Annotated in this window: 24 protein-coding genes and 1 riboswitch; of the genes, 18 read left to right on the forward strand and 6 right to left on the reverse strand. The window is 70.2% G+C overall.

All coding sequences use genetic code 11. From position 1 onward, the window contains the following. Positions 1 to 65: 65 nt before the first annotated feature. The 3 genes from ACWGLC_RS10405 (at position 66) to ACWGLC_RS10415 (ending at position 5345) form a co-directional block, all read left to right on the forward strand. A complete protein-coding gene (locus ACWGLC_RS10405; protein ID WP_452099841.1) occupies positions 66 to 1529 on the forward strand; it encodes a M20/M25/M40 family metallo-hydrolase in 1464 nt (487 codons plus the stop codon). A gap of 130 nt (positions 1530 to 1659) precedes the next feature. Beyond that, positions 1660 to 2886: an alpha/beta hydrolase gene (locus ACWGLC_RS10410; RefSeq protein WP_452099842.1), complete on the forward strand. Its 1227-nt coding sequence runs from the start codon at positions 1660 to 1662 to the stop codon at positions 2884 to 2886. 101 nt (positions 2887 to 2987) lie between these two features. Beyond that, the gene (locus ACWGLC_RS10415) at positions 2988 to 5345 is read left to right on the forward strand and encodes an AAA family ATPase (RefSeq protein ID WP_452099843.1); all 2358 of its coding nucleotides are present in this window, start codon (positions 2988 to 2990) and stop codon (positions 5343 to 5345) included. A gap of 2 nt (positions 5346 to 5347) precedes the next feature. On the opposite strand, the gene zapE is transcribed toward ACWGLC_RS10415, so the two are convergent. After that, a complete protein-coding gene (gene zapE / locus ACWGLC_RS10420) occupies positions 5348 to 6331 on the reverse strand; it encodes a cell division protein ZapE (RefSeq protein ID WP_452099844.1) in 984 nt (327 codons plus the stop codon). A 45-nt stretch (positions 6332 to 6376) separates the two neighbouring features. On the opposite strand from zapE, the gene ACWGLC_RS10425 reads away from it, so the two are divergent. From ACWGLC_RS10425 to ACWGLC_RS10460, 8 genes are all read left to right on the forward strand, one after another. Beyond that, a complete protein-coding gene (locus ACWGLC_RS10425) occupies positions 6377 to 6871 on the forward strand; it encodes a TetR/AcrR family transcriptional regulator (RefSeq protein ID WP_452099845.1) in 495 nt (164 codons plus the stop codon). 175 nt (positions 6872 to 7046) lie between these two features. Beyond that, a complete protein-coding gene (locus tag ACWGLC_RS10430; RefSeq protein ID WP_452099846.1) occupies positions 7047 to 7628 on the forward strand; it encodes a hypothetical protein in 582 nt (193 codons plus the stop codon). A 105-nt stretch (positions 7629 to 7733) separates the two neighbouring features. Further along, positions 7734 to 10778 (forward strand): Na+/H+ antiporter subunit A, encoded by a 3045-nt coding sequence (locus tag ACWGLC_RS10435; protein WP_452099847.1) that lies wholly within the window; start codon positions 7734 to 7736, stop codon positions 10776 to 10778. After that, entirely contained in the window at positions 10775 to 11365 is a 591-nt protein-coding gene (locus ACWGLC_RS10440; protein WP_452099848.1) for a Na(+)/H(+) antiporter subunit C, read from the forward strand. The genes ACWGLC_RS10435 and ACWGLC_RS10440 overlap by 4 nt, the downstream gene beginning before the upstream one ends. After that, positions 11365 to 12987: a Na+/H+ antiporter subunit D gene (locus ACWGLC_RS10445; protein WP_452099849.1), complete on the forward strand. Its 1623-nt coding sequence runs from the start codon at positions 11365 to 11367 to the stop codon at positions 12985 to 12987. Before ACWGLC_RS10440 ends, ACWGLC_RS10445 begins: the two co-directional genes overlap by 1 nt. Before the next feature lies 1 nt (position 12988). Next, positions 12989 to 13618: a Na+/H+ antiporter subunit E gene (locus ACWGLC_RS10450; RefSeq protein ID WP_452099850.1), complete on the forward strand. Its 630-nt coding sequence runs from the start codon at positions 12989 to 12991 to the stop codon at positions 13616 to 13618. Further along, a complete protein-coding gene (locus ACWGLC_RS10455; RefSeq protein WP_452099851.1) occupies positions 13615 to 13908 on the forward strand; it encodes a monovalent cation/H+ antiporter complex subunit F in 294 nt (97 codons plus the stop codon). Before ACWGLC_RS10450 ends, ACWGLC_RS10455 begins: the two co-directional genes overlap by 4 nt. Beyond that, the gene (locus ACWGLC_RS10460) at positions 13905 to 14273 is read left to right on the forward strand and encodes a cation:proton antiporter (RefSeq protein WP_452099852.1); all 369 of its coding nucleotides are present in this window, start codon (positions 13905 to 13907) and stop codon (positions 14271 to 14273) included. Before ACWGLC_RS10455 ends, ACWGLC_RS10460 begins: the two co-directional genes overlap by 4 nt. Before the next feature lie 140 nt (positions 14274 to 14413). Here the strand turns inward: ACWGLC_RS10460 and ACWGLC_RS10465 are convergent, their stop codons facing one another. The 3 genes from ACWGLC_RS10465 to ACWGLC_RS10475 form a co-directional block, all read right to left on the reverse strand. Then, on the reverse strand, positions 14414 to 14770 hold the full coding sequence (locus tag ACWGLC_RS10465; protein WP_452099853.1) for a hypothetical protein: 357 nt from the start codon (positions 14768 to 14770) through the stop codon (positions 14414 to 14416). Between the two features lie 122 nt (positions 14771 to 14892). Beyond that, positions 14893 to 15645 (reverse strand): LytR C-terminal domain-containing protein, encoded by a 753-nt coding sequence (locus ACWGLC_RS10470; RefSeq protein ID WP_452099854.1) that lies wholly within the window; start codon positions 15643 to 15645, stop codon positions 14893 to 14895. Between the two features lie 15 nt (positions 15646 to 15660). Further along, entirely contained in the window at positions 15661 to 16023 is a 363-nt protein-coding gene (locus ACWGLC_RS10475; RefSeq protein ID WP_452099855.1) for a DUF3263 domain-containing protein, read from the reverse strand. Between the two features lie 160 nt (positions 16024 to 16183). Here ACWGLC_RS10475 and ACWGLC_RS10480 point away from each other — a divergent pair, with 160 nt between their 5' ends. The 6 genes from ACWGLC_RS10480 to ACWGLC_RS10505 all read left to right on the forward strand — a co-directional run bounded on the left by ACWGLC_RS10480 (position 16184) and on the right by ACWGLC_RS10505 (position 23016). Continuing rightward, entirely contained in the window at positions 16184 to 16861 is a 678-nt protein-coding gene (locus ACWGLC_RS10480; protein WP_452099856.1) for a peptide deformylase, read from the forward strand. Then, positions 16854 to 17951 (forward strand): GNAT family N-acetyltransferase, encoded by a 1098-nt coding sequence (locus ACWGLC_RS10485; RefSeq protein WP_452099857.1) that lies wholly within the window; start codon positions 16854 to 16856, stop codon positions 17949 to 17951. The genes ACWGLC_RS10480 and ACWGLC_RS10485 overlap by 8 nt, the downstream gene beginning before the upstream one ends. 105 nt (positions 17952 to 18056) lie before the next feature. Further along, complete coding sequence (locus ACWGLC_RS10490; RefSeq protein WP_452099858.1) at positions 18057 to 18857, forward strand: exodeoxyribonuclease III; 801 nt, start codon at positions 18057 to 18059, stop codon at positions 18855 to 18857. A 62-nt stretch (positions 18858 to 18919) separates the two neighbouring features. Beyond that, a complete protein-coding gene (gene ppk2 / locus ACWGLC_RS10495; RefSeq protein ID WP_452099859.1) occupies positions 18920 to 19813 on the forward strand; it encodes a polyphosphate kinase 2 in 894 nt (297 codons plus the stop codon). Positions 19814 to 20099: 286 nt separating this feature from the next. Further along, positions 20100 to 20516 (forward strand): CoA-binding protein, encoded by a 417-nt coding sequence (locus ACWGLC_RS10500; RefSeq protein WP_452099860.1) that lies wholly within the window; start codon positions 20100 to 20102, stop codon positions 20514 to 20516. A 109-nt stretch (positions 20517 to 20625) separates the two neighbouring features. Further along, positions 20626 to 23016: an arylsulfatase gene (locus ACWGLC_RS10505; protein ID WP_452099861.1), complete on the forward strand. Its 2391-nt coding sequence runs from the start codon at positions 20626 to 20628 to the stop codon at positions 23014 to 23016. An 81-nt stretch (positions 23017 to 23097) separates the two neighbouring features. On the opposite strand, the gene ACWGLC_RS10510 is transcribed toward ACWGLC_RS10505, so the two are convergent. After that, positions 23098 to 23562: a CD225/dispanin family protein gene (locus ACWGLC_RS10510; protein ID WP_452099862.1), complete on the reverse strand. Its 465-nt coding sequence runs from the start codon at positions 23560 to 23562 to the stop codon at positions 23098 to 23100. Between the two features lie 88 nt (positions 23563 to 23650). Next, positions 23651 to 23947: a GNAT family N-acetyltransferase gene (locus tag ACWGLC_RS10515; RefSeq protein WP_230928530.1), complete on the reverse strand. Its 297-nt coding sequence runs from the start codon at positions 23945 to 23947 to the stop codon at positions 23651 to 23653. 78 nt (positions 23948 to 24025) lie between these two features. Beyond that, a riboswitch (TPP riboswitch) is annotated at positions 24026 to 24141 on the forward strand. Here ACWGLC_RS10515 and thiC point away from each other — a divergent pair. Beyond that, positions 24137 to 26011, forward strand: a complete 1875-nt coding sequence (gene thiC, locus ACWGLC_RS10520) for a phosphomethylpyrimidine synthase ThiC (protein ID WP_452099863.1) — start codon at positions 24137 to 24139, stop codon at positions 26009 to 26011. (Overlaps the previous riboswitch by 5 nt.) Positions 26012 to 26395: the final 384 nt, after the last annotated feature.

Consider the following 26395-nt stretch of genomic DNA (forward strand, 5'->3'; position numbering starts at 1 on the left):
TCACTCTCCGTTCACTTTGCGTTCACCTGCCGCCGTGTGTCGTATAGCGCCACTATCCTGACCCCATGGCCGACTCCCCCGCGTTCACCGATCCTCACCCCGACCTCGCCCCGCTGGCCGCCGCGGTCACCGCGCAGATGGATCGGGCGCGTGCCGACCTGTCCGCGCTCGTGGCACTGCCGTCGGTGCACGAGGCGGAGCCGGACGCGTGCGCCGAGGCCTGCGAGCTGGTCCGGGAGATACTCGGTGAACTACCGGTGCCGGGGCTCGGTCCGGACTCGGTCGAGGTCGTCGAGACCTCGGACGGCTCCAGGGCCGTGTTCGCCCACCGTCCCGCGGCGCCCGGCCGCCCCACGGTGCTGCTGTATAGCCATTACGACGTGCAGCCCGCGGGCGATCCGGCGGCGTGGACCAGTTCGCCGTGGGAACTGACCGAGCGCGGCGGCCGCTGGTACGGCCGCGGGGCCGCCGACTGTAAGGGCAACCTGGTCGTGCACCTCACCGCGCTGCGGGCCCTCGCCGCCGCGGGCTCGGGGGAGGGGGATGACGACGAGGCGGCCGCGACCGCCCCCACCGACACCGGTCCGGATCCGCTCGACGGCCTGGGCATCCGCCTCGTGGTGGAGGGCTCCGAGGAGACCGGCGGTGGCGGGCTCGACGATCTGGTGGCCGAGCGGCCCGATCTCGTGGAGGCGGACGCCATCCTGATCGTCGACTCGGGCAACGTGGCGGCGGGCGTGCCGACGCTCACCACCAGTCTGCGCGGCATCGCGAACGTCGTTGTCGTCGTCGACACCATGGAGGCCGGGGTCCACTCCGGACAGTTCGGCGGCGCAGCACCCGACGCCCTCGCGGCGCTGGTCTCGATCCTGGCCTCGCTGCGCGATCCCGCCACCGGCGCCACCACCGTCGACGGCCTGGACTTCAGCGGCGAATGGGACGGGCAGGCCTACCCGGAGGAGACGTTCCGGGGCGACGCCGGCGTACTCGACGGCGTGGAGTTGTCCTCGGCGGCGCCCGTCGCGGACCTGGTGTGGTCGCGGCCCACGGCGACCGTCCTGGGGATCGACTGCCCGCCGGTCGAGGGGGCCATCGCCGCGGTCCAGCCCCGCGCCCGCGCCCTGGTGAACCTGCGCGTCCCGCCCGGCATGGACCCGGTCGAGGCGCAGCGCACGCTCGTCGAACACATCGAGCGGCGGCGCCCGTGGAACGCGCGGGTAACCGTGGAGACCGAGGCCGTGGGGCACCCGTTCCGCTCGGTCGCGGCCGGGCGGACCGACCCGGTGCACGAGCTGCTCTCGGAGTGTCTCGCGCAGGCGTACGGGGCGGGCGAGGTCGCCGAGATCGGTTCCGGCGGTTCGATCCCGCTGTGCACGGCGCTGCAGCAGGCGCACCCGGAGGCGAGCATCGCACTGTTCGGCGTCGAGGACCCGGCCGCCGCGATCCACTCCCCCGACGAGAGCGTCGATCCGCGCGAGATCGAACGGATCGCGCTCGCCGAGGCGGCGTTCCTCCAGCGCTATCGGTGAGCCCCCCGGCGCCGTCGGCGGCCGGCACCCGCAAACCTGCAGGTGCGAACGCAGTAACGGTGTGATGAGATGTGGCGATAGTGACTAATGGGGCGGCAACGCCCGCTGCCGCCGACCGTCAGGAGCTGCCATGTCCGTCCCGAGTGCAGAGAACACCGGTGCCGATCAGCGCACCACCGCGAGCCGCGTCCCGCTCATGCGTCGCGCCGGCCGCGCACTGATCGCCACCGCCGCCGCCACCGCGCTGGCGGCCGGCCTCACACCGTCGATCGCTAACGCGCAGGAGGTCGGCACCCTCAGTCCGGAGTCGGTCGCCAACGACGCACTCGGGACGTTATCCCCCGAGAGCCTGAGTCAGTTGCTGTACTTCGGCAACCTGCCCGGCTCCTCGGGCTCGTCGATGATGGGTATCGCCAACACACTCGGCTTCTCGCCCAACATGTTCGCCGGCCCGCCGCCGCCGTCGCCGCAGCCCAACCCGAACATCACCGAGACGAAGATCGTCGGTGAGCCTGTGGTGGACGGCCGCTACGAGCGGTGGCTCATCGACTCCGGGGACATGAAACGCGGCATCACGGTCGAGGTCTACCGCGCCGCCAACCCGGGCGCACCGTTCCTCTACCTGCTCGACGGCGTCGGCTCCGAACTGCCCAGCGGCTTCATGCAGTGGGGCGCGAAGGAGCAGTTCGCGAACGAGAACGTCAACCTCGTCATCCCGACCGGCGGCCAGGGCTCCATGTGGTCGGACTGGAACCAGCAGGACCCCGTGCTGGGCATCAGCAAGTGGGAGAAGTTCATCACCGGCGACCTTCCGCGGCTGCTCGAGCCGCGCATCAGCTCCAACACCAACCGCGCGATCGGCGGCATCTCCATGGGCGCGGGAGCGGCCGTGACCATGGCGACCCGCCACCCCGACCTGTACAAGGGCGTGTTCGGCGTCTCCGGCTGCTACTCCACCGACGCGCTGGGCCAGATCCTCACCCGCTTCACCGTCGAGAGCCGCGGCGCGACGCTGAACAACATGTGGGGTGAGCCCGGCAACGAGCAGTGGGTCGCCCACGACGCGATGATCAACGCCGAGAAACTGCGCGGCAAGGCCATCTACATGTCCTCGGGCACCGGCGTGGCCAACCCGGGCGACTGGGCCGCGTACAACAACGACGCCGCCAACTTCGTCGCCGGGATGGCGCTCGAGCAGGCCACGGGCCAGTGCACCCACGCCGCGGACCGGCGCCTGGCCGACCTGGGCATCCCCGCGGACATCGACCACCTGCCCACCGGCATGCACAACTGGTCGTACTACTCCAAGCAGATCCCGGTCGCCTGGAACTCGATCAAGCGCTCGGTCGGCGCGTGATCTTCGCCCCGGTGCACTGACACCACGGGGCCGACGGCCCACCTCGTTCGCCCCTGACGGCGGCCCGCCCTGACCGGCGGGCCGCCGTTAGGCTTCTATGCGTGAACCCGCGCCCGGATCTGGACCTGACCCTGCGTCTGACGGCCTCAGCCGCCGACTCCCGCCGCGGAATCGTGCGGGCGCACCCGGAGGTGATTCTCGCTCTCGGCATGCGCGAGTGGGACGCCATCGAGATCGTCGGCGCGCGCACCACCGGCGCGGTCGTGGCGGCGGCCGCCGCCGGCTCGCCGAGTGGGGTGCTCGTCGTGGACGAGGTCGTGGCCGCGAACTGCGGACTCGGCGAGGACGCGCGCGTGACCGTGCGGGCCGCGCAGGTCACGGGCGCGCAGAGCATCGAGGTGCAGGGGTTACCGCCGGCGGGCCGGGGCGTGGCCGAGCGGGTACTGCGTTCGGCGTTGCTGGGCAAGGTGGTGCGCGTGGGCGATTCCGTCACGCTGCTCCCCCGCGACCTGGGCCCCGACTTCCCCACCGCCGACACCACCCGCACCCTGCGCAACTCCATGGGCGCGCAGTGGAGCACCGAGCTGCTCACCGTCACCGCGACCGTGCCGGACGGGGTCGTGTCGGTGCAGCCCACCACCGCGGTGATCGAGGCGGGTGGCCACGGCGCCGCGCCGGCCCTGGGAGCCCGGCCCGGTTCGACGACGACGACCCCCACCCCGCACTCGTTCACCGGCGGTGCGGCGTCCATGAACTCCCGCCCCTCGGGTTCCCCGGGCGGATCGGCTTCCGGCAGCGCGCCGTCACCCGGGGGCGCACCCGGCGGCGACTCGGAGGCCATCGCCGCCGTCGCCCGCGAGGACCTGGTGGGCGTCGCGGACCAGGCCGAGGTCCTCGCACAGTGGCTGTCTCTCGCCCTGGACCGAGCGGAACTGCTGCGCTCCCTCGGCACCTCACCTCACCTCGGGGTGCTGGTCGCGGGCCCGCCCGGGGTGGGCAAGGCGACGATGGTCCGGTCGGTCACCGGCGACCGCCGCCTCGAGGTGATCGACGGCCCGTCCATCGGCGCGATCGACCCCGCCGCGCGTCTGGAGGCGGTCCGTGCCGCCGCCGAGCGGACCCGCGAGAACGGCGGCGTACTGCTGGTCACGGACATCGACGCGCTCCTGCCCGCCGAGACCGAGCCGGTGTCGACGCTGATCCTGGACCGGCTGCGGTCGGTCGTGGCGCACCCGGGTTCCGTGCTGGTGGCCACGTGTGTCCGGCCCGAGGAGGCCGACGCCCGACTGCGCGAGCCCGAGATCTGCGACCGGGTCCTGGATCTACCGCTGCCCGACGCCGCGGACCGCGCAGCGCTGCTCGAGGTGATGCTGCGGGACGTGCCCGCCGGCGAACTCGACCTGACCGCCGTCGCCGAGAGAACCCCCGGCTACGTGGCCGGCGACCTGCGCGCCCTCACCCGGGAGGCAGCACTGCGCGCGGCCGCCCGGGCCACGGAATCCCCCGCCACGGACCCTGATTCCGCGGACCCTGATTCGACGGCCTCCGCGGCCACCACCGCGGTCGACGCGCGGCTGGAGCAGGAGGACCTGATCGGCGCGGTCAGCGTGATCCGTCCGCTGTCCCGGTCGGGCACCGAGGAGCTGAGCCTGGGCTCGATCACCCTTGACGACGTGGGCGACATGGAGGAGGTGCGGCAGGCCCTCACCGAGACGGTGCTGTGGCCGCTGCAGCACCGGGACTCGTTCGAGCGCCTCGGCGTGCAGCCGCCCAAGGGCGTGCTGCTGTACGGGCCTCCCGGCTGCGGTAAGACCTTTGTCGTCCGGGCTCTGGCGGCGAGCGGGCGCCTGACGGTGCACATGGTGAAGGGCGCCGAGCTCATGGACAAGTGGGTGGGCTCGTCGGAGAAGGCGGTACGCGACCTGTTCCGCAAGGCCCGCGATTCCGCCCCGTCGCTGGTGTTCCTCGACGAGATCGACGCGCTGGCCCCGCGCCGCGGCCAGACCGGCGACTCCGGGGTCGGCGACCGCGTGGTCGCGGCCCTGCTCACCGAGCTCGACGGCGCGGAGCCGCTCGACGACGTGGTGATCCTCGGTGCGACCAACCGCCCCGAGCTCATCGACCCCGCCCTGCTGCGGCCCGGGCGGCTCGAGCGCCTGGTGTTCGTGCCGCCGCCGGACGCCGAGGCCCGCGCCGACATCCTCCGCGCGGCCGGCCGGAACGTCCCACTCGCGGAGGACGTGGATCTGGCCCGGGTGGCCGAGGAGCTCGACGGCTACTCCGCGGCCGACTGCGCCGCACTGCTGCGCGAGTCCGCGCTCACCGCGATGCGCCGCGACATCGACGCGGCCGAGGTCACCGCCGAGGACGTGGCCCGCGCACGGGACGCGGTCAAACCCTCACTCGACCCGGGCCAGGTCGAGAACCTGCGGCAGTATGCCGACCGGCGGGAGAGCTGACCCTACGGCGCGGAGTCGTGGCCGGGCGGGGCCTCTCCGTGAGCCGGGGTCTGATCGTGAGCTGTGCCGAGGCTGGAAAGACGACTGACGGTTCGATCGACGTCCAACGGTGGGAACGCCGACGAGCGGAGGTCATCGGGCACTCCGGGGGAATGGATGGTCAGTGGAACGTCCCGGTCGTAGGCGACGTCCACGAGGTTGGCCAGCCGCTGCCCCGGTTCACGACCGACTTCTGCGGGATGGGGGACGTCGTGGAGGACGAGAGGTTCCCGGCCCGCGAGAAGCACCAGGTAATCACTTGTCGACCACGGGCTCTCGCACAATGCGGTGAACGTCGTCTCGATGGCGCGCGTCCCGACCGGGCGGGGTAGGACCGGCAGCGCTCGGCCGCCCAGGACGAGCGATCCGTTCGCCTGCCCGTGCGAGACGAGGGACAACCACTTGCCGGAGGCGAACCCGCCTTCCCGCCCGGTGGCGCCGGCGCGGTGGTCGACCCCCTCATCGAGGTCGATCACGTCGAAATGTGACCGGATCCGCGCGATGACGGGCTGGGCAGCGTCGTGGAGCAGGGGGTTGGGAAGAAGCCCCTCCGGCACGTAGTTCGAGGTGGCGACCACCCGCACCCGGCGGGAGTCCCACCAGGCCAGGGCGCGATGCAGGTAGATCGCGTCGGCGACATCGTGGACGTGGAACTCGTCGAAGAACACGGCGCCGGCCTTCCCTGTCAGCGTCTTCACCGTGGCGTCCAGATCCCTTCCCTGCCGAGGAAGTTCGTCGTGGACCGCCCGGAAGAACTCCGCACAATGCCATCTCACCGAGCGCCTCGTCGCCCGATGCACCGCGTCGAGCAAGGTCGTCTTGCCGGTTCCCGGCGGGCCGAAGACGTAGACGTTGTCCCGCCCGCTCATCGAGTCCTGCACCTCGCGCTGACGTGTGGAGAGTCGGACTGAATCCAGCGGTCGCGCATCGGTCGGCGTCTTCCACATGCCCCGACTCTATATTGCTAGAGGGTCAATGGATAGGGTGCGGGCATGACCAATCGCCCCTCGCGACGAGACCAGATCTGCCGGGCTGCGATCACGCTCGCCTCCCGCGGAGGCAGCCACGCCCTCACCCACCAGGCGATCGACCGAGAGCTCGGCATCGCAAAAGGGTCGACCTCGTACTACTACCGAACCCGCGCGAACCTGATCACCGCCGTATCCGAGTACCTCACCGCGCAGTCACGAGCGGTCTTCCATGACCTTCTGGACAGCCACGCCGACGCCGATCCAGCGGCGGTGATCGATACGTACCTCGCCGATCTCGCCGCCACGCGGCGGGATCATGTTCGCGCGCGGCTGGCTCTGGCGCTGGACGCCGACTGCGCGGCCGAACAGCGGCGCGAACTGGCCGAATGCCTCTTCTCCAGAGAGGCCGCCATCGAGCTGATGCGATCGCGGTCCCATCCGGATCCCGCATCCGGCGCGTCCGAGCTGCTCGACCGCCTCGAGGGTCGGATCCTGCGAACCCTCGTGCTCCACTGATCTACGGCGGTCCGTGGTCCTTGCCGGTCCGGCCCGGGCGCGGCTAGAGTGCGGGCCATGCGGAATCTACTCGTAGTAATCGGACGTAACGGGGTCTGACAGACCGGCATCCCCGTTGCGTGTTTGCTCGTCCTCCGTCGGTCGCCGCACCGACGTCGAGAGACACGAGAGAACCATGAACGCCTCCGCACACCCGTACCCTCGGACCACCGCGTCCGTCGCCGCACCGGCCGGTGCGCGAAGTCCCTTCACCGAGCGTTATCGTCGTCGTCTCCCTCGGGGGTTCGCCGACGAGGCGGCCGGCATGGACTGGCGGACGATGGTCGACACCTTCGCCCCCTCCTCCGACCACTTCCACCTGGCCGACTTCTCCCGCCGCCCGCTCGGGCGCGGGATCACCGCCTACGAGGCGATCCTGGCCACGCGGGGCCCGGAGGACGCGCCCGGTGACTTCACCACCCGCCGCCTGACCACCTCCTCGTGCGGGGACCTCACGGCGATGTCCGAGATGCTGGGCCGCGTCGGTGCGCGCGTCGAGATCGAGCGGTTCCACCAGTACGAGGGCCACCGCCACGAGGGCACCACCTTCGCCGGCAACACGTCGTGGTGCACCATCCTGCGCGCCACCTGCGGGCGCCGCGAGGCGTGGGCGATGGGCTTCGGCCAGAGCTCGTCCGAGGCGTCGATCGCGGCTCTACTCAACGCGGCCACCAGGCTTCACCTGCGCGGACGACCAGCACGAAACACTGTTCTGTAAAGTAGCCACAGAAACCACGCCCCGGTCGACCACCGGCTACCCGTCCCTGAAAGGCGGGTCCGTCCACATGTCGTCGTCCGATCGACGCAAGGAGAGGAGCCGCCGGTGATCGTGATTCTCGCGGCCCACGCCGTGGCCGCCCTGATCGCGATCCCCTTGGTGTTGCGGCTCGGACGCCGAGCGTTCCCGCTACTGGCCATGGTGCCCGCCCTCAGCACGGTGTGGGTGGCGGCCAACCTGGACACTACTCCCACGGAGACCCTCCAATGGGCTCCCGCCATCCATCTCGCGCTCGACCTGCGGATGGACGCGCTATCAGCGTTGATGGCGCTCATCGCGCTCGGCGTCGGCGCCCTCGTGCTCTTCTACTGCACCTGGTATTTCGATGATTCCGAGCCCCGCCTGCACCTCTTCGCGGCGGAGATGGTGGCCTTCGCCGGCGTCATGTTCGGCCTCGTGGTGGCCGACAACCTGATCCTGCTCTACATCTTCTGGGAGATCACCTCCGTCCTGAGCTTCCTGCTGGTCGGCCACTACGCGGAGCGTGCATCGTCCCGCCGGGCAGCCGCCCAGGCACTGCTGGTCACCACGCTCGGCGGGCTGGCGATGCTCGTCGGCATGATCATCCTGGCCCAGGAGACCGGGTCGTACCTGCTCAGCGACATCGTGGCCTCGCCGCCTTCCGGCGCACTCGTGCACTGGGCGTTGGGACTGGTGATCGTGGGCGCGACCAGCAAGTCCGCCATCGCGCCGCTGCATTTCTGGCTCCCGGGCGCCATGACCGCACCGACCCCGGTCAGTGCCTACCTGCACTCCGCGGCGATGGTCAAGGCCGGCGTCTTCCTGGTCGCCGCCATGAGCCCGGGCCTGTCGGGCTCGTCCACGTGGCAGTTGCCGCTCGTCGGCCTGGGCCTGGTCTCCCTGCTCATGGCGGGCTGGCGGGCGCTCCGCGAGAGCGACCTCAAACTGGTGCTGGCCTTCGGCACCGTCTCCCAGCTGGGCTTCCTACTGACCCTGGTGGGTATCGGCTCGCGCGACACCATGCTCGCCGGGCTGACGATGCTGCTGGCGCACTCGCTGTTCAAATCGGCGCTGTTCATGTCCGTCGGCGTGATCGACAAGACCACCGGGACCCGCGAGATCCGCGAACTGTCCGGGCTCGGCCGCAAGCGCCCCGCCCTCGCGGTGTTCTTCACCCTCGCCGCCGCGTCGATGGCCGGCCTGCCGCCGTTCCTCGGGTTCGTCGGCAAGGAGGCCGCGTTCGCCACCGTCCTCGACGAGGGCCGGCTGCACGGCATGCCGTCGCTCGTCGTCACCGCCGGCCTCGTGGTGGGCTCCATCCTCACGTTCTCCTACACGGCCCGCCTGGTCATGGGCGCGTTCCGCACCAAGCGGATCTTCGACGGCAAGGCGAGCCCCGCGGTCGCCGAGTCGCGGCCGGCCGGAGTGTTCTTCCTGTCGGTGCCCGCGGTTCTCGCCACGGCCGGCCTGGTGCTGGGCCTGTGGTCCGCCCCCGTCGAGTCGCTGCTCTCGCGCTTCGTCGACACGGCGTTCCCGCCCGGCAGTCCCTGGGCCGCCGGGGAGACCTACCACCTGGGCCTGTGGCACGGCATCGGCATCCCGCTGGCGCTGACGTTCGTCGTCTACGTGCTGGGCATGATGCTCTACGTCGCCCAGCGGACCGTCGAGCGCCTGAAGTTCCAGTCGCCCGCCCTCGGTAACGCCGACCGCATCTACGACGCGGTCCTGCGCTTCTTCGACGTGCTCTCCCTGCGCCTGACCGGCTCCACCCAGCGCGGCTCGCTCCCGCTGACCCTCGGGATCATCCTCTTCACGCTCGTGATGTTCCCGCTGGTCTCGCTCCTCGTCGGCACCCGCGAGGGGCTGCAGATGGAGCTGTCGAGCAACCCGGTCGTGCTGATCGTCATGATCCCCATGACGATCGCAGCCATCGCGGCCACCCTGCTGCGCAATCGTCTGGCGGCCGTCATCGCGATGTCCGTGACCGGCTACGGCGTGGCCGTGGTCTTCGCGTTCCACGGCGCCCCGGACCTGGCGCTGACCCAGGTCCTCGTCGAGACCCTGATGATGGTCGCGTTCGTCCTGGTCCTGCGCACCATGCCCGCCGAGGTCCCGCTGTCCAACGGTTTCCGGCGCCTGCGCGCCTGGCTCGGCATCGGCGTGGGCCTGCTGGTGATCATCGTCGGCGCATACGCCATCAACGCCCGCCAGGACCCGGCAGTGTCCACCGTCTTCGCGGACATCGCCTACCGGATCGGCAACGGCTCCAACGCCGTCAACGTCACGCTCGTCGACATCCGCGCCTGGGACACCCTGGGCGAGATCACGGTGCTGCTGGTCGCGGCCACCGGCGTGGCCAGCCTCGTCTTCCGCAACCGGCGCTACGGTTCCGGACCCCGCATCGCGGACGCCGACAAGACGCTCTCGGGTCGCCGCGGCATGGAGGCCGCCCGCATCGTCATCGAGGCGCCCGGCGCCTCCCCCGGCCGCTGGCTCGTGGGCGCCACGGTCCGCGACCCGCGTGCCCGCTCGCTGGTCCTCGAGGTCACCACCCGGCTCATCTTCCCCACGATGATGGTGCTGAGCCTGTTCTTCTTCTTCGCCGGACACAACAATCCCGGCGGCGGCTTCGCGGGTGGACTCGTGGCCGGCCTCGCGCTGGTACTGCGCTACCTCGCCGGCGGCCGCTACGAGCTCGGCGAGGCCATCCCGTTCGACGCCGGCCGCATCCTGGGCGCGGGCCTCCTGCTCGCCGCAGGCACCGCGGCGGCCTCGATGGCCTTCGGGGCGCCCCCGCTGTCCAGCGCCACGATCGAGTGGACCATGCCGGTGTTCGGCCACGTCAAGCTGGTCACGGCCCTCTTCTTCGACGCCGGCGTCTACCTCATCGTCGTGGGCCTGGTCCTGGACATCCTCCGCAGTCTCGGCGCCAGACTCGACCTCAACGAGGAGGACCTCGAGGAGCTGCGCGCCATCTACGTCGACGCCACCGATTCACCGTCCACCGCAGCCCTGCGCCGCGTCCCCGGGGTGGACTTCCCCGGGCCGCGGTCCGATCTGTCCGCCCGCCGCGCCGAGCGCTACGAGGCCGCAGAGAACCAGGGCGTCACGCCGGAGGGGATGCCATGACCGCCGACTTCGCACTCCTGCTCCTGGCCGGCATCCTCTGCGCCGCCGGGGTCTACCTGCTCCTGGAGCGGGCCATCATCAAGATCCTGTTGGGCATCATGATCATGTCCAACGGCGTCAACCTGCTGATCCTCGCCGCCGGCGGCGCCCCCGGAAACCCGCCGATCCGGGGCCGCGGCTGGGGCGACAACACGGTGGATTCCGATCCGTTGTCGCACGCGATGATCCTCACCGCGATCGTCATCACGGCCGGCGTCGGCGCGTTCATCCTCGCGCTGGCCTACCGCTCGTACCAGTTCACCACCGTGGACGAGGTCGCGGACGATGCCGAGGACGCGAAGATCGCCAAGCGGTCGCCCATGGACGCCTCGTCCGCCCCGGACCGCGACGCCTCCGACGACCCGACCACCGGCATGCCCACCGAGCTCGGTGAGCACGTCGACTACGACGACGAGGACCTCGAGGAGGCCGAAGCCGAGTACGAGGCCGAGGCCCGCGCGGAGGCCCAAGCGCGTGCGGAGGCGGACGCCCGGGTGGAAGCACTGCGAAAGAAGCTCACCAAGGACGACGAGGAGGAGAACCAGTAATGTCCGCTGATCTCTTCGGTTACCTCATCCCGTCCGTATTTCTGCTTCCGCTGCTCGCCGCGGCACTGTGCCTGGTGGTCTCGCGCCGCCCGCACGTGCAGAACATCATCACGATCACCACGCTGTTCATCCTGCTGGTGATCTCCGGTCTCCTGCTGGTGCTGACCGATCAACACGGCATGCACGTCGTCCAGGTGGGCGGGTGGGACGCACCGGTCGGGATCTCACTGGTCGCGGACCGCCTCAGCGCGCTGATGCTGTGCGTCGCGGCCGTGGTGCTGCTGACCGTCATCATCTACGCCGTCGGGCAGGGTGTCCGCGACGGCGACGGCGACCAGCCCACGTCGATCTTCCTGCCCACCTACCTCGCACTGGCGGCAGGTCTGAACGGCGCGTTCATCGCCGGCGACCTGTTCAACCTGTTCGTCGGCTTCGAGATCCTGCTCGCCGCCTCATACGTGCTCCTCACCCTGGGCGCCAGCCAGGAGCGGGTCCGCGCCGGTGTCTCCTACACCGTCGTGTCGATGGTGTCGTCGATGGTCTTCCTGCTCGGCATCGGTCTGACGTACTCGGCCGCCGGCACCCTCAACCTGGCGCAGCTGGCCACCCGGATGGCGGACGTCCCGGACGGGCTGCGGAACACCATCTTCGCCGTGTTCCTCGTGGCCTTCGGCATCAAGGCGGCCGTCTTCCCGCTGTCCACCTGGCTGCCGGACTCCTACCCCACCGCACCCGCGCCCGTCACCGCCGTGTTCGCGGGGTTGCTCACCAAGGTCGGCGTCTACGCGATCATCCGCTTCCACACCCTGGTCTTCGCGGGCGGCAGCATGGACAACGTCCTGCTCGTCGCCGGGCTGCTGACGATGGTCGTGGGCATCCTCGGCGCGATCGCCCAATCCGACATCAAACGAATACTGTCGTTCACCCTGGTCAGTCACATCGGCTACATGGTGTTCGGGGTGGCGCTGTCCACCGAGTCGGGGCTCAGCGCCGCGATCTACTACGTCGGCCATCACATCATCGTCCAGACCACGCTGTTCCTGGTCGTGGGCCTCATCGAGCGGCAGGCGGGGTCGTCCTCGCTCCGGCGCCTCGGCTCCATGGCCGTGCTCAGCCCGGTCCTAGCGGTCACGTTCCTCGTCCCGGCCTTCAACCTCGGCGGAATCCCGCCGTTCTCCGGGTTCATCGGCAAGCTCGCCGTGGTCCAGGCCGGCGCCGAGGTCGGCGGACCACTCAACTGGATCCTCATCGGCGGCGCGATGGCGACCAGCCTGCTCACCCTCTACGTGGTGGCCCGCGTCTGGTCCAAGGCGTTCTGGCGGCCCCGCGCGGACGCCCCCGAGGGTGCCCTGGCGCTCGCCAAGCCGCTCGCACTGCTGCCGTCGGACGAGTACGTCGAGTTCGACGAGCGCGACGACGTGGGCAAGATGCCGATGAGCATGCTCGCCCCGACCGTGGCACTCATCGTGGTCTCTCTCCTGATGACCGTGTTCGCCGGCCCGCTGCTCGCCGTGACGGACCGCGCCGCGGAGAGCCTGATGGAACGCGGCGAGTACGTCTACACCGTCCCGACGGACGAGACGCCCGGCCGGTACGTCGGCAACGTGACGGGGGTGCGCTGACATGACCAAGAAGGTGAAGATGGACGCGCGCGTGTTCGGCTCACGCGTCTTCATGACCCTGTGGCTGGCCTTCGCGTGGACGCTCTTGTGGGGCTCGTTCGAGCTCGGGACCATCGTGGCCGGGCTGGGCGTGGCCGTGATCATCATGACGGTCCTGCCGCTGCCCCGGGTCCCGGTGGAGGGCCTGCTGCGCCCGATCTCCACGGCGTGGCTGGTCATCATGGTGGGCTACTACCTGGTCCGCTCCTCGGTGATCGTCGCGTGGCAGTCGGTCCGGCCGGCAGCACCGCCGGAACCGGCCGTGCTGCGGGCCCCGATGCGACTGAAATCCGACTTCACGCTCGCGCTCGCGGTGAACTCCCTCAACCTGATGCCCGGTGGCATCGTGGTCCGGGTGGACCCGGTGGCCCGGTACGTCTACATCCACGTCCTGGACGCCGGTACCGACAAAGCGGTCGAGGCCTTCTACCGCCAGACCGGGCACGTCGAGCAGCTGTTCCAGCGGGCGTTCGAACGGCCCGAGGACTGGCACCCGAACCCCGAGCACTACACCGCGCCCGCCGACAGCGGGCCACAGAAGACCGGCCCGAGGAACCCGGGCCCCGCCGCGGGCCAGGAGGTGCCCCGATGAGCTTCACCCTGGTCCTGTGGACCCTGACCGTCATCGCGCTGACCGCCGCCCTGTTCGTCACGATGGTTCGGCTCGTCGGCGGCCCCAACACGCTCGACCGCATGATCTCACTGGACATGCTGGCCGCCGTCGCCCAGGGCGGGCTCGGCGTCTACATCGCCTGGACCAAGGACACCACCGGCGCCGCCGCGCTCGTCGCCCTCGCGCTGGTCGCGTTCCTCGGTTCGGTGTCCGTGGCCCGCTTCCGCGTCAGCGACACCACCGGAGTGCCCGAGGAGCCCAAGTCATGACCGACGACCCCCGCGAGATCATCTCCGCCCTGTTCGTGCTCGCCGGGGCCCTGCTGACGCTCGCCAGCGCCATCGGGCTCCTGCGGTTCCGCGACACCCTCAGCCGCATGCACCCGGCGGCCAAGCCCCAGGTGCTCGGCCTGGTCCTCATCCTCTTCGGCGCCGGGATCCGGATCTTCCCGAGTTCCGACCTCGGCATGCTCGTGCTCGCCGCCATCGTCGCCGTGTGTACCGCGCCGGTGATCGCCAACCGCGTGGGCAACGTCGCCTACCGAGAGAGCGTCGAGGACGGCACCATCACCCACGAGGCGCCGGTTCTGGAGAAGTACACCAAGCGGGCGAGCGACCCCCGCTTCCGCCGCTAGCCGTACAGCCCGCGCTGGCTATCCCCGGCCGATAACCCGGTAGCCGGGAAAGACCCGAGCCCCGCCTCCACCCGGAGACGGGGCTCGCTTCGGCGCTGGGCCGCAGCCCGCTGCCGGGCCGACGCCCGGCGCAGAAGAGATCAGTTGCCGGCGACGCCGCCCGGCTGGCGCTCGGCCTCCGGGACCACCGGGCCATCGACGCCGTCGGCCTCGTCGACGCCGACCGGGTCACCATCGAGGCCCAGGCCCGGGTTGGTGGTGGGGGTCGGGGTGCCCTCCAGCCACTCCTCCTCGGAGGCGTCGACGCCACCGGCGGACTCGGGGGCCGGCGACGTGGTGGTGGCGGTGGTGGGATCGAGCGTGTAGCTGGGAAGCGTGTACGGCGCGTCCGGATCGGCAGGCTGCTCGTTGGGCGGGCTGCACGCGGCCAGGCCCAGCGCGAGGGCGAGTGCGGGAGCCGCGACCAGGAGGCGGCGGGCGGTCTGACGCGGGGCCATGGGGGCTCCTTCGATCTCGGGAGGCTGCAAGTCTCTACAGTGCACGGATCCCGCGCGGCGGAATCCGTCAACTCATCATATCCTCAGGCCTTCGCGCCCGAGGCCATGGGGGACGACAGGCCTCAGCGGTCGAGGTCCTGGGTGACGATCACGATCACGCCCGGAGCGTCCGCGGCCATGTCCGCGGGGCGCGGCTTGGCGGAGATGCCGAGCTGGCCCGCGATGGCCTGCGCGGCCTGCTGCTCGCCCGGGCCGGTCCCGTAGAAGGCGGTCGACTCCGCCACGACACCCCGGTTGGACGGCATGTTGGCCACGTCGCCCACCGCGAATCCGGATTCCCGCAGCTGCTCACCGGTCCGGCCCGCGAGGCCGGTGACGGTGCTGTTGTTGTAGATCTGCACGGGTACCGCGGTCGCGGCCGGGGCGCCGGCGTCGGGGGCCTGCCCCTGCTGGCCGTTCTCCCCCGAGGCCGGGTCGGCCGGGGCTGCGGGTTCCTGGTCCGCGCCCGGGGGCAGCGGCTCGCCATCGCCCGGAGCGGGCTGGCCGTCGGAGCCCTGACCAGCGGCCCCCTGCCCCTCGGCGCCCTGGCCGTTCTGGCCGTTCTGCTCGACCTGGGAGGTGCTCTCCTCGACGGCGCTGACGCCCTCGTCGTCGTCGCCACCGAACAGCTGCACCAATCCCACGCCGATCGCCAGCACCACCGCGGACAGCAGCACCATCGCGATGGCCCGGTACGGCGGGCCGCTCGGCTCGTCGGCGTAGGGGCCGTCACCCTGCGCGTTCGGGTCGGCGTCGTAGCCGGCGGCGTAGGCGCCGCCGTGCTCCGCGTCGAACTGCCGGTCGTCGTACTGCGGGTTCTCGGACTGGGTGTTCACGCGCCCGAGTGTAGGTCAGTCGAGGCGCATTCCCAGGTTGCGGGCCGCGCGCGCCTTCTGCCTGCTGCTGCGCATGCGGCGCAGCCGCTTGACGAGGAGCGGGTCGGTGGCCAGGGCCTCGGGCCGGTCGATCAGGTCGTTGAGGATCTGGAAGTAGCGGGTGCCCGACATGTCGAACTTCTGCCGGATCGCCTCCTCCTTGGAGCCGGCGAACTTCCACCACTGGCGCTCGAACTCGAGCATCGCCTGGTCCCGATCCGACAGCACGGGGTCGGCCGCGTGGAGTTCGCTCACGTACTGCTCGCTCTCAGCCTGCCCGCTCCCAGCCTGCCCGTCCCCGACCTGCGCGTCGTGTGCCGTAGCGGCCGCTCGACCCATGTGCGTGCCTCCTCGGTTCGCGATGCGCTGGCACCATGGCCGCGCCGACCCTGCGCTCGGATCACACCGTTGTGATTCCCCCGTAGTGAACCACACCGCTACGACACCCTGCCAGACGCGAAAGGGAGAACAGGCCAGGTGCGCACTAGAATCTGTGCCCATGGCAATCCGTCCCATCGTCATCCTCGGCGACCCCGCCCTTCACGCCCCGACCGAGCCCGTCTCCGAGTCCCCCGAGGAGCTCGCCGCGCTCGTGCAGGACATGTACGACACGATGGACGCCGCCAACGGGGTGGGCCTGGCCGCCAACCAGATCGGCGTGGGTAAGCGCCTGTTCGTCTTCGACTGTCCCGACCTGGACACCGAGGACGGGGGCAGCCTGTCCCGCGAGGAGGTCGAGGCGCGCGGCGGGTGGATCACGCGGCGCGGCTGCGTGGTGAACCCGGTGCTGGAGACCTCGGAGATCCCCGAGACCATGCCCGACCCCGAGGAGGACCTGGAGGGCTGCCTGTCCGTTCCGGGCGTGAACTTCCCGCGCGGGCGCGCTTGGTGGGCCCGGGTCACCGGCACCGACGAGCACGGCGAGCCGGTGTCGGTCGAGGGGTACGGCCTGTTCGCCCGCTGCCTCCAGCACGAGGTGGGCCACCTCGACGGCTTCCTGTACACCGACCACCTGATCGGTCGGAACCGCAAGGCCGCCAAGCGGCACATCCGCGACGAGGGCTGGGGCGTGCCGGGCCTCAGCTGGGACCCGTCGCGTGACCCGGACCCCTTCGCCGACGAGGACGGTGCGGACGACGACTACGACGACGACACCGCCAGCCCGCTTCATGGCTGAGCAGCCGCACGGTTCCCCGGACCCGGCTCACTCCGACCGTGGGCTATCAGGCCGATCGCGCTGGAACAACGGTCGCGAGGTGGCCGTCGGCGAGCGGGTGACGGTGCGCCGTCATCTCGCTCCCGGCGAGACCTCACACCTGTACACCGACGTGATCGGCCACGTGGTGACGCTCGAGCCGGAGCTGGTCGTGCGCCGCGAGTCCGGCGAGGAGGTCCGGATCCCGGACGCCGACATCGCCGTGCTCAAGGTGCTGCCGCCGCGGCCGGTACGCGCCCGCGAGATCCGCGCGCACGAGTACGCGGGCGCGCTGGCCTGGCCGGGCACCGAGTACGAGCTCGTCGACGGCTGGTTCTGCCGGGCCGGCGACGACTGGTCGTACCGCCGCGACTCCGCCGTGCCGGTGCTGCCGTGGGCCAGCTGCGCCCGGCTCGACGGGGTCCGCGACTGGTACGCCGCGCGCGGACTGCCGCTGCGGATCGTGGACGTGGACCGGCTGGTCAGGACCGAACAGATGCTGCTCGACGGTCAGCCCGTCGACCCGGCCCGCCTCCGGGCCGACCGCGAGCTGATGCTGTGCACCGCGGACAGCCGCGAGCTGCTGGGCATCGTGGACGCGGCGTTCCCCGCCGACTCCCGGCCCGCCGTGACGCTGGCCGAGACCCCCGGCGACGACTGGCTGGAGCTCTACCACGCCACCGCCGACCTGGACCCCGAGCGCGTGCGGCCCGCGATGCTCGCCACCGCCGACGCCTCGGACGGCGACCCCGCCCCCGGCGGGCACACCGTGTTCGCCCGCCTCTCCGACGGTGGCGAACTGGCCGCGATCGCCCGCGGCGCCGTGACCGCCGGGCCCGACGGGGCGCCCCGGATCGCCGTGTCCTGCGTCCAGACCGCCGCGGGCCATCGGCGCCGGGGCCTGGCCGAGATCGTCACCGGCTCGCTCGTCGACTGGGGCCTGGGCCTCGGGGCGACCGAGTGTCACCTCCACGTCTTCGCGGACAACACCGCCGGACGGGGGCTGTGGACCAAACTCGGCCTGCAGCCGCACCATTCGCTACGGCACCTCGTCGTCGTCGACCCCTCCTGATCCACTCCCGCGGGGCGACGGACCCGGGGCCGTGTCCCGTGGTCGTCCCCGTGTGTTCTCCCACGCACCACTCGCCGCACGAGGACGGGTAATAGACTGGTGCCCATGCGCCTGGCCACCTGGAACGTCAACTCCATCCGTGCTCGTCGTGACCGGGTGGTGTCCTGGCTCGAACGATCCGATGTCGACGTCCTGGCCATGCAGGAGACCAAGTGCAAGGACGATCAGTTCCCGCATGAGGCGTTCGAGGAGATCGGTTACCAGGTCGCACACCACGGTCTGAGTCAGTGGAACGGCGTCGCCGTGGCCTCGCGCGTCGGCCTGGAGGACGTGCAGATCGGCTTCGACGGGATGCCCGGCTTCCACAAGGACCCCGAGGTCTCGCAGGATCCCGAGGCGCGCGCGATCTCCGCGGTCTGCGACGGCGTCCGCGTGTACAGCCTCTACGTGCCCAACGGCCGCGAGCTCGCCGACCCCCACTACACCTACAAACTCGAGTGGCTGGCCCGGCTGCGCGATCACGCGGCCGCCGAGGTGGCCGCCGACTCGAGCGCGCAGATCGCGCTGGTCGGCGACTGGAACGTGGCGCCGCAGAACGAGGACGTGTGGGACATGGAGGTCTTCGAGGGCAAGACCCACGTCTCCGATCCCGAGCGGCTGGCGTTCGCCGCGTTCGACGGCGCCGGCTTCCGCGAGGTCACCCGCGAATACACGCCCGGGCCCGGCGTCTACACGTACTGGGACTACACGGGGCTGAGCTTTCCCAAGCGCAAGGGCATGCGGATCGACTTCCAGCTGCACTCCCCCGCACTGGCCGCCCGCGTCACCGGCGCGAGCATCGATCGCGAGGAGCGCAAGGGCAAGGGCGCCTCGGACCACGCCCCCGTCGTGGTGGACCTCGACTAGACCCTGCCGCCCCCGAGTCGCCTGAAACGCTCGACACCACCTCACGCCAGGAGATCGACCGCATGTCCACGTTCCAGCTGCGTCACTACATCGATCGGCTCCGCGCCGAGGGCTACACGGTTCGCGACGACCACGGCGAGGATCCCGACCTCATCGACATCAATGGCCGGGCCGTGGACACGTGGCGGGAGAACTACCCGTACGACGACCGGATGGACCGGAACCAGTACGAGGTCGAGAAGTACCTGCTGCAGATCGAGCTGCTCAAGTTCCAGCGGTGGCAGGCCGAGACCGGGCACCGGCAGATCATCGTGTTCGAGGGTCGCGACGCCGCCGGCAAGGGCGGCACGATCAAGCGGTTCACCGAGTACATCAACATCCGGCAGTCACGCACGGTGGCGCTGATCAAGCCCACCGAAACCGAGATGCACCAGTGGTACTTCCAGCGCTACGTCAGCCACCTGCCCAGCCGCGGTGAGCTCGTCCTGTTCGACCGGTCCTGGTACAACCGGGCCGGCGTCGAACGGGTGATGGGATTCTGCACGGATTCGCAGTACGAGACGTTCATGGAGCAGGCTCCGATGTTCGAGAAGATGCTGGTCGAATCGGGAATCGGGGTGACCAAGTTCTGGTTCTCCGTCACCCGCGAGGAGCAGAAGACCCGGTTCGCGATCCGCCAGCTCGACCCGGTGCGGCGCTGGAAACTCTCGCCCATGGACCTGGAGTCCCTCGACAAGTGGGACAAGTACACGGACGCCAAGGAGGAGATGTTCCGGCGCACGGACACCGACCACGCGCCGTGGATCACCATCAAGTCCAACGACAAGAAGCGGGCCCGCATCAACGCGATGCGCTACTTCCTCAACCAGTTCGACTATCCGGAGAAGGACTCGCAGGTGGTGTTCGCCCCGGACGGCAAGATCGTCCAGCGCGGCAAGGATGCCGTCGGGGACTAGCGCAGCGAGCGCCAGCGAGCGAAGCGATGCCCCCGCGCACAAAACCCGTCGGGGACTGACTGAGCCTGCGAAGGAAGCGCCCCGCGCACAGAACCCGTCGGGGACTGACTGAGCCTGCCTTCCCACGATCGGCGACTGGTTTGTCGACACCATGGCGATTCTTGACGTAGTCACTGCGAGGAATCGACCTGGATTTCGCAGTGGTGCAATCAAACTGCGGATTCGGGGCACACCGCCGACGCCGACGCTCGGGAATGTCTGCCGGCCGCGGGGCATTGCACGGGGTATGAGCCATCTGAATGATCGCGATGTCATCAAGCGTCTGCTGTCCGACAAGGGCCGTTGGGCCGTCGTCGGCCTGTCCACCAACACCGAGCGCACCGCCTACGGGATCGCGGGGTACGTCCGGGACCTGGGCCATCAGATCGTGCCCGTTCACCCCAAGGCCGAGACCGTCTACGGCCAGCAGGGATACCCGGATCTCGCGTCGGTCCCCGGTGAGATCGACGTGGTGGACGTGTTCGTGAACTCCCAGCTCGCCGGTGCGGTGGTGGACGACGCCATCGCCAGGGGTGCGAAGGCCGTCTGGCTGCAGCAGGGCGTGATCGACGAGGCCGCGGCGCAGCGCGCGAAGGATGCCGGCCTCGACGTCGTCATGGACACCTGCCCCGCGATCGAGGCTCCGCGGCTGGGCCTGATCTGACGGCTGAACCCGGAGGGTCTCACTCCGTGGAGTCACGCTCCAGGCGCTTCACGGCCCATCTGTAGACAAATGTCTACAAGTTCGGCAGAACGTGTATACGATCGCCGTCATGACGAGTGCGAACGACGCTTCCCCCTCCCCCTCAGGCGAGTTCGGGGCCCCAGCCGGATTCGCCGGCACCACCACGGAGGACCTGGGTTCCGCGCAGCCGGCGTGGCCCGCACGCCCGCGTCCCGACCGACGGGGACCCGGCGGGGCACCGGACGTGATCGTCATGCTCGTGGACGACATGGGCTACTCGGACATCGGTGCGTTCGGCTCGGAGATCCCCACCCCGAACCTGGATGCCGTGGCCGCGGAGGGCGCCCGACTGACCGATTTCCACGTCACCCCCACCTGCTCGCCCACCCGGGCCGCGCTGATGACCGGCTGCAACTCGCACGCGGTCGGGATGGGAGCGGTCGCGAACGTGGACACCGGCTTTCCCGGCTATGCCGCCGAACTGGCCCCCAACCAGCCGTCCATGGCCGAGGCCTTCCGCGACGCCGGCTACGCCACCATGGCGATCGGCAAGTGGCACCTGTGCCGCGAGCAGGACATGCACGCGTCCGGTAACCGGCATTCGTGGCCCCTGCAGCGCGGCTTCGACCAGTACTACGGCTTCCTCGAAGCCCAGGCCAACCTGCACGCGCCGTCCCAGCTGTACGAGGGCAACAGTCCGGTCCACGTCGAGGAGTACCCGGAGGGCTACTACCTCACCGACGACCTCACCGACCGCGCCGTGCAGATGATCGCCGAGACCCACGCCTCGGATCCCGGCAAGCCGCTGATGATGTACTACGCGCACGCGGCGGTCCACAGCCCGATGCACATCAAGGACGGCGCGGCCGAGGATTTCCGGGGCCGTTACGACGCGGGCTGGGATCAGATCCGCGCCGAGCGCCGCCACCGGCAGGATGATCTGGGCGTGGTGCCGGCCGCCGCCGGGACCGGACCGATGGACGAGGAGCTTGGACCGGACGTCGTCGAGTGGGACTCGCTGTCGGACGACGGCAAGCGGCTTGCCGCCCGCCACATGGAGAACTACGCGGCCATGGTCGTGAGCATCGACGAGTCGGTGGGCCGCATCCGCGAGATCCAACGCCGCCTCGGCCGGCTGGAGAACACGATCTTCGTCTTCTTCTCCGACAACGGCGCGGCCACCGGGGGTTCCGGAGGCACCGTCGGCATGTTCAACTTCCTCGCCAACCTCGACCGCAGCCGCACCCTCACCACCGAGGAGCGCATCGCGGAGGAGATCGGCCGGATCGACGAGCTCGGCGGCCCCGCCTCCTGGCCACACTATTCCTCGGCGTGGGCGACGGTCGCCAACACCCCGTTCCGGCGCCATAAGTTCAGTACGTACCGGGGCGGGCACCAGGTGTCGTGTGTGATGTCCTGGCCCGCCGGGCTCGGGGAACTGGGAGAAGAGAACGACGACGACGGCGCCATCCGCCACCAGTACGCGCATGTCACGGACATCTTTCCGACCGTGGCCGAGCTGGCAGGGGTGGAGATTCCGAGGAGCCGGGCGGGCCGGGAAGCGCGGCCGCTGGACGGCTCCTCGATGGTGGCGGCGCTGAAGGACGCCGACGCGCCGAGCAGTCACGGCGACCAGTACTACGAGTGCCTCGGTGAGCGCGCGTACTACGCCGGCGAGTTCGAGCTGGTGGCCCGCCACGCCAAGGCGACGCCGTTCTCCGCGGACCGATGGGAGCTCTTCCGACCCGAGAGCGACGCGGTGCAGCTCGAGAACGTGGCCGACCAGCACCCGGAGGTGGTGGCCGATCTCGTGGCCCGCTGGGAGACGGCGGCCCGGGACAACATGGTGTATCCGATGTCCAACGGCAGTCCGCTGCACTTCTTCCAGCGTGACCCGGCCGAGCAGCGTCTGGCGGTGGAGACCGTGATGGTCCCGGAGACCCCGCCGCTCGAGCGGTTCCGGGCGAGTCAGCTCATCGACGGCCGCGGGTTCACCGTCGAGGTGGCGCTGGGCGCGGACGGCTTCCGGGCCAGTGACGAGGGAGTTCTTTACGCCCATGGAGGCCAGGAGGCGGGCGTGGTCCTCTTCGTGAAGGACGGCGCCCTTCAGGTGGAGCAGAACGCCTGGGGCCGGGCCCTGACCTCGGAGCCGGCCGACATACCGGCGGGCGCGACACGGTTCGGCCTCCGCGTCGACGCTCCGGGCAGAAGCAGGTGGATCGTGGCTCTCGAGATCGACGGTGTCCCGGTCGCGGAGGGGATCGAGTTGACGCAGCTGTCGTGGCTGGTGCCGTTCAGCGGGATCTCGGCGGGCCGGATGCACCGATCACCGGTGTCCGCCGACCTCTACCGTGCGCACGGCATGTTCCCCTACTCGGGCACGTGGGAGACCGTGACCATCCGGCCTGGTGCGTTCTCGCCGGACGCGCCGTCTCAGCTCCTCGATGTCATCCGGACGATGGGCGCGGCCACGCAATAGGGCGGCCACACAACAGAAGGGGCTGCCCCGGGTTCCGTACCCGGAGCAGCCCCGTCCTTCGTCGTCAGACGGCGTCTCGGGTCAGTACCCGGCCGTCGCAGCCGCGCCGACCAGGACGAAGATGAACACCACGTAGAGCACGATCAGCAGTACCACCAGGGCCAGCGAGATCATCCCGAGCTTCTTGGCGGTCGCGCTGGCCGCCTCCGCCTCGGCGTGCCGGCCAGCCGCCCACAGCGGGTAGACCTGCAGTGCGCGGGTCATCGCGACGAACGACAGCGGCCAGAAGAACAGGATCGAGGCGACCGCCCATCCCACGTTCGATGGCGGACCGATCTGCGTCGCACCCGCGCTGCCGAACGACGGGTTCTGTGCGGCGTAGTCGGCCTGGGCGTAGCCCGGCTGGCCGAAACCCGACTGCCCGTAGCCCGACTGGCCGGGCGCCCCCTGCCCGTACGCGGACTGCGCGTTGTACCCGGTCTGCGACGAGTAGTCGGTGTAGCCGTTGTCCTGGCCGGAGTTGTCACCCTGGGGCGGGTAGGTCATGTCGATCCTTCGTTCGTGGCGGTTCACTCGAACGCCCAGACTACGCCCGCCACCTGCGTCTCAGCCGCGCGCATGAGACCCGCGCGCGTCAGTTGGCCGCGACGAGTAGCTGATACTCGGGGAACCGGACGAGGAAGCGCCGCACGTAGCTGCACACGGGACGGATCCTGGCCCCGTCGAGCCGCATCCGGGTGAGCACCAGGCTGACCAGCAGCCGCGCGATGCCCTGCTGCCCGAATCGCTCCTCGATGACGGTGTGGAGAAGGATGAAGACCTCGCCGTCCATCTCATAGCCGACGAGCCCCATGAACGTCTCGTCGTCCCACAGTTCGAACCGATCGCGATCCGAGTTGTGGACCAGCTTCAACGACGTGGCGGTGGACATCTCGACTCCTTCGGGCCGACGGTGCTACTTCCGGAGACCCTACTCCCCGCGCTACCCTCGGACGGCACAACTTCATAACCCATCCACACGGGAGCCCGCCTCGGAGCGCGGGCTGAGAGGACGACCGGCCGGGTCGTCGACCGTAGAACCTGTCCGGATCATGCCGGCGTAGGGAGTTCTGGAAATCTCATGGTTGATCACGCATCTACTGACGCACGCCCCTCTACTTCTGTCGAGGACGTGACGTGCGGCCCCATCTATGCGAGCCGCAAGACGTACCTGGGTGTAGAGGCACCGGGGTACGACGACGACAACGCCACCACCCCGCCCCCGTTCACCGAGAACAACCCCGCTGGCTCGGGCGTCACCATGCAGGTGCCGGCCCGCAGGATCGAGCTGACCGACGGCACCTCGTTTGACGTCTACGACACCTCGGGCCCGTACACCGGCTACACCACCGCCGCCGACTGCCACGATCTCGCGGTGGGCCTGCCCCGCACCCGTGAGGAATGGCCACACCCGCGGCCGGTTCCCGTGTCGGTGTCGGCGTCGTCGGTGACGGCGTCGTCGGTGACGGCGTCGTCGGTGACGGCGTCGTCGTCACACTCGTCACCGTCGCCCGCAGCCACGTCGTCGGGCGCTCCCGCGCCTGCGCCTGCGCCCCTGGTCCGCACCCAACTCGCGTGGGCGCGTGCCGGTCTGATCACGCCGGAGATGCGGTTCATCGCCGCACGTGAGGGCGTCGACGTGGAGCTCGTCCGCGAGGAGGTGGCCGCGGGCCGGGCCGTCATCCCCGCCAACCACCGCCACCCGGAGAGCGAGCCGATGATCATCGGCAAACGCTTCATGACCAAGATCAACGCCAACATCGGGAACTCGGCGGTGACCAGCTCGATCGCCGAAGAGGTAGAGAAGATGGTGTGGGCCACCCGCTGGGGCGCCGACACGATCATGGACCTGTCCACCGGCAAGGACATCCACGCCACCCGGGAGTGGATCCTGCGGAACTCGCCCGTACCGGTGGGCACCGTGCCGATCTATCAGGCGCTGGAGAAGGTGAACGGCGACCCGGCCGCGCTGACGTGGGAGCTGTACCGCGACACCGTGATCGAGCAGTGCGAGCAGGGCGTGGACTACATGACCGTCCACGCCGGGGTGTTGTTGCGGTACGTCCCGCTGGCGGCCACGAGGGTCACGGGGATCGTCTCGCGGGGCGGGTCGATCATGGCCGCGTGGTGCCTGGCCCATCACCGGGAGTCGTTCCTCTACTCCCACTTCGCCGAGCTGTGCGAGATCCTTGCGCGCTACGACGTCACGTTCTCTCTGGGGGACGGGCTCCGGCCCGGGTCGATCGCGGACGCCAACGACGAGGCCCAGTTCGCCGAACTACGGACCCTCGGCGAGCTCACGCGGATCGCCAAGGCGCACGGCGTGCAGGTGATGATCGAGGGGCCCGGCCACGTGCCGATGGACAAGATCGTGGAGAACGTGCGACTCGAGGAGCAGTGGTGCGAGGAGGCACCGTTCTACACGCTCGGGCCGCTGGCCACCGACATCGCGCCGGGGTACGACCACATCACCAGCGCGATCGGGGCCGCCCGGATCGCCGAGGCCGGCACCGCGATGCTCTGCTATGTCACGCCCAAGGAGCACCTCGGGCTGCCGAACCTGGACGACGTCAAGACCGGCGTGATCACCTACAAGATCGCCGCCCATTCGGCCGACCTGGCCAAGGGGCATCCGCGCGCGCAGGAGCGCGATGACGAGCTGAGCCGCGCCCGGTTCGAGTTCCGGTGGAAGGATCAGTTCGCGCTGGCCCTCGATCCGGACACCGCTCGGGAGTTCCACGACGAGACCCTGCCGGCCGAACCCGCCAAGACCGCCCTCTTCTGCTCGATGTGCGGCCCGAAGTTCTGCTCGATGCGCATCTCGCAGGACATCCGCGACTACGCCGCCGAGCACGGGCTGGAGACAGTGGAGGCGATCGAGGCGGGGATGGCGGAGAAGTCCGCGGAGTTCGCCGACGCCGGCGGGCGCGTCTATCTGCCCCTCAGCGGCGCCTGACCCTGCCCAGCCGCCGGCCCGGCGGGGCGACGGCCCGGCGCCAGCTCGAGCTAACCGGCTGCCGACCGTTCTGTCTCGCGTGGTCGCAAATCATGCTGACGCCGGGACCTGCCCTGGGAAATTGTGAGCGGGTCAGACCACTCGGCGGAATGTGGTCCGCGCAAGCCCCGCCCAGCTTCGGCCCGGCCCCGGCGGGACGTGCGCGCCGGGAATGCACACATCACCTGCACTTACGCGCCCGGAATGGTCCATTCCGGGCGCGTAAGTGCACCAAGATCGGGCGTTCCGGGCGCGTAAGTCGTACCTACCGGCCGGCGGGGCGGCTGCGGGACGCCGGCAGAGGCTGGGCGGCGGCAGAGCGGCGGGGGTGGGCGGCGGCGGGGC

This window comes from Dietzia sp. NPDC055877, from assembly GCF_053615975.1.